The 6,178-nt window shown below is 69.5% G+C and carries 6 protein-coding genes; all 6 read right to left on the reverse strand.

The features are described from left to right. Positions 1-1,234, reverse strand: a 1,234-nt coding sequence (locus GT354_RS48480) for an ATP-binding protein (protein WP_346012516.1), incomplete at its 3' end; no start/stop codon positions are given. A gap of 425 nt (positions 1,235-1,659) precedes the next feature. Next, positions 1,660-2,478, reverse strand: coding sequence for a MetQ/NlpA family ABC transporter substrate-binding protein (locus GT354_RS48485; RefSeq protein WP_161364386.1), 819 nt, complete (start codon positions 2,476-2,478; stop codon positions 1,660-1,662). A gap of 99 nt (positions 2,479-2,577) precedes the next feature. After that, the gene (locus tag GT354_RS48490; RefSeq protein WP_161364388.1) at positions 2,578-3,234 is read right to left on the reverse strand and encodes a methionine ABC transporter permease; all 657 of its coding nucleotides are present in this window, start codon (positions 3,232-3,234) and stop codon (positions 2,578-2,580) included. Position 3,235: 1 nt separating this feature from the next. Beyond that, positions 3,236-4,282, reverse strand: a complete 1,047-nt coding sequence (locus GT354_RS48495; protein WP_161364394.1) for an ATP-binding cassette domain-containing protein — start codon at positions 4,280-4,282, stop codon at positions 3,236-3,238. 371 nt (positions 4,283-4,653) lie between these two features. Next, positions 4,654-5,130: a GNAT family N-acetyltransferase gene (locus tag GT354_RS48500; RefSeq protein ID WP_161364390.1), complete on the reverse strand. Its 477-nt coding sequence runs from the start codon at positions 5,128-5,130 to the stop codon at positions 4,654-4,656. 259 nt (positions 5,131-5,389) lie between these two features. Further along, positions 5,390-6,178, reverse strand: a 789-nt coding sequence (locus tag GT354_RS48505) for an SDR family NAD(P)-dependent oxidoreductase (RefSeq protein WP_161364392.1), incomplete at its 5' end; no start/stop codon positions are given.

Genomic DNA, 6,178 nt, shown 5'->3' on the forward strand with positions numbered 1-6,178 from the left:
CGTCCTCGGTACCGGGCGCCGAACTCGGCGCGGCCTCGGTGGTGGGCGAGGACGCCGGCCCCTGGGGCCCGTCCGTACCGGGCGGCGGCGACCCACCGCCGTCGGGCCCGTCCGGATCCGGATCCCCGTCCGGCTCGGTCCCCGGCTCGGGCGGCGAAGACTCGTCCGAGGATTCGCCGGAAGGCTCGTCGCGGGATTCGTCCCCGGGCGGCGGTTCCTCCGGCGGAGGGTCCCGCAGCACCTCGTCCAGGAAGTCCTCGTCCAGCCCCGGCGCGTCGAACGGGTTGCGCCGCCGTCGATGCGGCAATGCCAACAACGCGGCCTGGCGCACGTCCTGGGCCGTCACCTCGACCCGCCCGTTCCAGGCCGCCAACGCGATCGACGTCCGCGCCGTCACCAGGTCGGCGCGCAGCCCGTCCACCTCGAACGACGCGCACACGCGCGCGATCCGCTCCAACTCGGCGTCGGGCAGCACCACATCCGCCAGCACGGCCCGCGCCCGCAGGATCCCCCGCGCGAGGTCCGCGTCCTGCGCCGCCCACCGCGCCGCGAACGCCTCGGGGTCGGCCTCGTACGCCAATCGCCGCCGCACCACCTCGGCCCGCTCGCGCGGCTCCCGGCTGGCCTTCACCTCGACGGTCAGTCCGAACCGGTCGAGCAACTGCGGCCGCAGCTCGCCCTCTTCGGGGTTCATCGTGCCCACCAACAAAAACCGCGCCGCGTGCCGCACCGACACGCCCTCGCGCTCGACGTGCGACGTGCCCATCGCGGCCGCGTCCAGGAGCAGGTCCACGAGGTGGTCGTGCAGCAGGTTGACCTCGTCGACGTAGAGCACTCCGCGATGCGCGGCGGCCAACAGGCCCGGCTCGTACGCCTTGACGCCCTCGGTGAGCGCGCGTTCGATGTCGAGCGACCCGGCGAGCCGGTCCTCGCTCGCTCCCACGGGCAACTCCACCAGGCGCGCGCCGCGGGTGGTCCCGGCCGCGTCCGCGTCGTGTGGCCCGTCCGGGCAGGACGCGTCCGGCGCGGCGGGATCGCACGAGAAGCGGCACCCCGACACCACCGAGACGGCCGGCAACTGCCCCGCGAGGGCCCGCACCATGGTCGACTTGGCGGTGCCCTTCTCGCCCCGCACGAGCACGCCGCCCACCGCGGGCGAGACCGCGTTCAACACGAGGGCCAGGCGCAGGTCGGCCAGGCCGACGATGGCCGAAAACGGATATGCGGCGCTCACACGCACCGCCGCCCGGCACTCGATATGCCGTCAGATGTCACAAAGCACGCAGGCATGCGCCGTCGGCCTCCCTCGGGTGTCCACGCCCTGGTAGGTGGCGAGACCCGCGACACGGGTCCCGGACAGCGGCAAGTTCCTGGCTCACACCCGTGCCGGGGCCGGGTGTTCACAGTGGCGGGACCGCTCCGGTTCTTCCCGCATCGCGCCCGCGTCCTCCGGCCCTGCCGAGGTGGGCCCCAGCTTCCGGCGGAAGCTCGAACACACCCCGACACAGTGCCCGAAGGTAGCCCGCGCGATACGCCGGATTCCTTCCCTGCTGTCGGTCGACAGCCTCTCACACGCGCCGAAACGGCCGACGGCCCCCGCCGCAAGGACGAAAGCGTCCGAAAGGCGAGGGCCGTGGGGGGAAGTCGACGAGGAGCGGATCAGAACGCGGCGAGCACGTTCCCCTTGTAGGTGTCCTCGATGTACTTCTTGACCTCGGGCGAGTTCAGCAGCCGCGCGAGCTTTTGCACCCGCGGGTCGTTCTCCTTGCCCTTCTTGACCACGAGCACGTTCGCGTACGGGTTGTTCTCGGCCTTCTCGACCGCGATGCCGTTCTTGCCCGGGGTCAGACCGGCGTCCAGCGCGTAGTTGCCGTTGATCACCGCGCCGTCCACGTCGTCCAGCGCACGCGGCAGTTGGGCGGCCTCGATCGCCTTGAACTTGAGCTTCTTCGGGTTGTCGACGACGTCCTTCTCGGTCGCTGTCGTACCCGCGCCGTCCTTGAGCTTGAGCACGCCGTTGTCGGCGAGCAGCTTGAGCGCGCGGCCGCCGTTGGTGGCGTCGTTGGGGAAGGCGATCGTCGCGCCGTCCTTGAGCTCGGTGAGCGACTTGACGTTCTTGGAGTACAGCGCCAGCGGCTCCAGGTGCACCGGCACGACCGGGACCAGGCTGGTCTTCTTCTCCTTGTTGAACTCCTCCAGGTACGGCTTGTGTTGGAAGAAGTTCGCGTCGACCGCGCCCTCGTCCAGGGCCGGGTTCTGCTGGGTGTAGTCCGAGAATTCCTTGATCTCCAGCTTCAGGCCCTCCTTCGCGGCGAGGTTGTCCTTGACGAACGTGAGGATCTCGCTGTGCGGGACGGGCGAGGCCGCGATCTTGAGCGGGCCGGAGGAGGACGAGCCCTTGTCGTCGTCGCCGCACGCGGCGAGTCCGAACGCGAGGGCGGCGACGGCGGAGAGGGAGACGATCTTGTCGATACGCACGAAGAGTGCCTTTCCTGGTGGAGCCTTGCGCACGAAGAGTGCGCCCAGCGGTGAATACGCCCCGCGGTGAACGAACCGGGTGACGAGTTTCGGGTTCGCCTAGCGGTGGGCGAGTCTGCGGGAGAGCAAGTCGCCGACGAATTGGACGATTTGCACGAAGATCACGAGCACGGCGATGGTGACGAGCATCAGGTTCGTCTCGAAGCGCTGGTAGCCGTAGCGAATCGCCAGGTCGCCGAGTCCGCCACCACCGACCACGCCCGCCATCGCGGAGTAGCCGACGATCGCGACGATGGTCACGGTCAGTCCGGAGACGATCGACGGCACGGCCTCGCGTACCAGCACCTTGCGCACGATCGTGAAGGTGTTCGCGCCCATCGACTGCGCGGCCTCGATCAGCCCTCGGTCCACTTCGCGCACGGCGGTCTCGACCAGGCGCGCGAAGAACGGGATCGCCCCCACCGTGAGCGGCACGATCGCCGCGTCCGTGCCGATCGTGCTGCCGGTCACCCAGCGGGTGAACGGGATCAGCGCGACCAGCAGGATCAGGAACGGGATCGACCGACCGATGTTGACGACCAGGCCGAGCAACTTGTTCGCCGGCGCGAACGCGAGCGGGCCACCTCGGTCGGTGAGCACGAGCAGCATGCCGATCGGCAGCCCGATCAGCACGGTGAACAAGGTCGCGACGCCCACCATGTACAGCGTCTCCTGCGAAGCGGTCTCCAGCAGGGGGCGCATCTCGGACCAGGGCATCTCAGATCTCCTTGCCCGCGAGCGCGGCGATGACGGCTTCGGTACCGGGGCCGTCGACCGTGGGGTCCTGGACCACGTCGACCTGCAGGCCCTGCTCGCGCAGGTAGCCGATCGGCACGACGTTGCGCTCGAAGACGCCGTCCAGCGAGATCCGCATCCGCCCGATCTGCTTGCCGCCCACCGTCTCCACGGCTGCGCCGAGCACGTTGACGTCCACGTTGTAGGTGCGCGCGAGCGTCGAGATGAACGGTTGCGCGGTCTCCTCGCCCCGGAAGGTGATGTCGAGGATGGTGCGACCGTCGAGCAGCCCCGGGTGTCCGAGCGGGAACATCTCCTGGGCCAGCCGCGAGCCGGGTCGGCCGAGCAGTTCGCTGACCGTCCCGCTCTCCACGATCCGACCGGACTCCATCAGCGCGGCCGAGTCGCAGATGCCCTTGACCACGTCCATCTCGTGGGTGATCAGCAGGATCGTCAGCCCGAGCCGGTCGCGCAGGTCGCGCAGCAGCGCCAGGATCGAGCGGGTGGTCTCGGGGTCCAGCGCCGACGTGGCTTCGTCGGAGAGCAGCACTCGCGGTTCGGCGGCGAGGGCGCGGGCGATGCCGACGCGCTGCTTTTGGCCACCGGACAACTGGGCGGGGTACGCCTTGGCGTGCTCGGTCAGGCCGACCAGGTCGAGCAGTTCCGCGACCCGGCGGGCCCGGTCCTGGCGCGACATGCCGGCGATCTCCAGCGGCACCGCGATGTTGCCGGCCGCGTCCCGGCTGCCGAGCAGGTTGAAGTGTTGGAAGATCATGCCGATGCCGCGCCGCTCGGCCCGCAACTGCCCGGCCGACATCGCGGTCAGGTCGCGGCCGCCCACCTCGACGGTTCCCGATGTGGGCGTCTCCAGGAGGTTGACGCAGCGGATCAGCGTGCTCTTGCCGGCGCCGCTGCGGCCGAGCACACCGAAGATCTCGCCTTCGCGGACGTGCAGGTCGACGTTGTCGAGCGCGGTCACCTGCCGTTCTCGGCTGCGATAGACCTTGCTCAGGGCAGTGGTACGGATCACCGTGAAGTCCTCGGGATGGCTGTGCGCGACGAATCCGGGCCCGGTGGAGGGGCCGCACGGATCGATCACACGGGGAATGTGGCCGGGATGGCACCGGGGGCGCGGCGCGCTCGACCCGGGGGAGGGATCAGACCCTCAAATCCTCAACAGCCACACATTCGGCACATCGAACACGAGCGACACATGCGACGACAACCCGTGGCGGTAGCCGCGGTGCCGGATGTGTGAGCCGTCGTGAACATGATCCGATTAAAGCAGACCGCCACCCCGCAATGGAAACGCCATCGGGTCCCGGCGCCTGCGACCGAGCAAGACGAAGCCCCGCCGGCCATGGATTCCATGGCCGGCGGGGCTTCGCGGTGAAAGGTCGATCAGGCGGCGAGCACGGCGGTCTTGCGCAGGTACACCAGGCTCAGGCGCGGGCTGATCTTCTCGACGCGCCCGGACACGTAGCCCAGGCGTTCGTACAGGCGCAGGTTGTTCTCGCTGCGGTGACCGGTGAACAGCTCGTACTCGGCCGCCTCGGCCAACTGCTCCTCGATCGCGCGCAACAGTCGCGTCCCCAGCATGTGCCGCTGCAGGCGCGGGTGCACGATCAGTTTGCCGATTCGGGCGACACCGCCCTCGATCCGACCGCGCACCGAGCCGACGACCTCGTCGCCCAGCCGCGCGACGAGCACGGTGTGCGTCTCGAACTCGCCGAGCAGACTTTCGAGGGTCTGGGTCAGCGGCTCGATGCCGTAGTCGTTGTACAGGGCGGCTTCGCCCTGGTAGCAGAGGTACTGAAGCTTGAGGATCTGCTCGGCGTCGGATACGGCCGCCGTGCCGATACCTACGTGCTGCCCCATTGGATTGCTCCCCTGATCGCCCTGATCACCGTGCGGAAGTTGTGTGCCGCTGCGCCCGTCACGGTCGGCCGGGAAGGGGGAGGGTTGTCCCCTTCCCGAACGCACACCTGAGCGCTGCATTCGTCACTGTTCCACACGGCTTTTCCCGAACTTCTACCCGGCCCTCACCTACGCGCAATCCGCCGTTCAGGCAACCCTTTCGCCACATGGCACCCGTTCGGGTGGGCGACAGGGTCGGGACGTGGTTCGAGCGGGCCGATCAGGGCAGTCCGATCAGCTTCCGCACCGCTCCCTCCCGGATCGCGCCGAGTGCCGAGAACGGTTCGACGGCCCGGTTGAGCAACATCGTCAGGCGCGCGTCGGCGCCCACGACGTACTTGGCCCGGGGCGACTCGACGGTGACCGCGTCGGTGATCACCCGCGCGATCGTCTCGGGGTCGCTCCACAGCGGTTTCATCAGGTGAAAGCCCAGGTCCATCCGTTGGAAGGCCCTCGCGTACGGGCTTCCCCGATAACGCTCGACCACGTCCGACATGTCGTCGGTGACACCGCTGCGGAAGCCGCCGGGGGCGATCACCACGACGTCCACGCCCGAGCGGGCGACCTCCAGGCGCAGCGCCTCGGAGACGGCCTCCATCGCGTGTTTGCCGGCCTGATACCACCCGAGCAGCGGGTAGGTGACCTTCCCGGCGAGCGACGAGATCTGCACGATCCGGCCCCACCCGCGCTCACGCATGTGCGGCAGCGCGAAGCGGGCGAGCCGCAACGGGCCGAACAGGGCGACCTCCAGATGGTGTCTGGCCTCCTCCTCCAGGACGTCGAACACCGGCGCGAAGCACGTGCTGCCGGCGTTGTTGACCAGGATGTCGGGGCGGATCCGGGCCACCACCTCCCGGCAGCCGGCCGGGTCGGCGACGTCCAGGCGCACGGTGCGCACCCGGACGCCGGCCTCGGTCGCGGCGAGGGTCACCGCGTCGGCTTTCGCCGCGGTGCGCACGGTGGCGACGGTGTCGATTCCGTTGCGGGCGAGTTCGAGCACGGTCGCCAG

It is taken from the genome of Streptomyces sp. SID3343, from assembly GCF_009865215.1.
Lineage (GTDB): Bacteria > Actinomycetota > Actinomycetes > Streptomycetales > Streptomycetaceae > Embleya.

What these genes read in the sequence shown, in the direction of transcription:
- GT354_RS48490 (WP_161364388.1), bottom strand. Translation starts at nt 3,234, where the DNA reads ATGCCCTGGTCCGAGATGCGCCCCCTGCTGGAGACCGCTTCGCAGGAG.
- GT354_RS48500 (WP_161364390.1), bottom strand. Translation starts at nt 5,130, where the DNA reads ATGGGGCAGCACGTAGGTATCGGCACGGCGGCCGTATCCGACGCCGAG.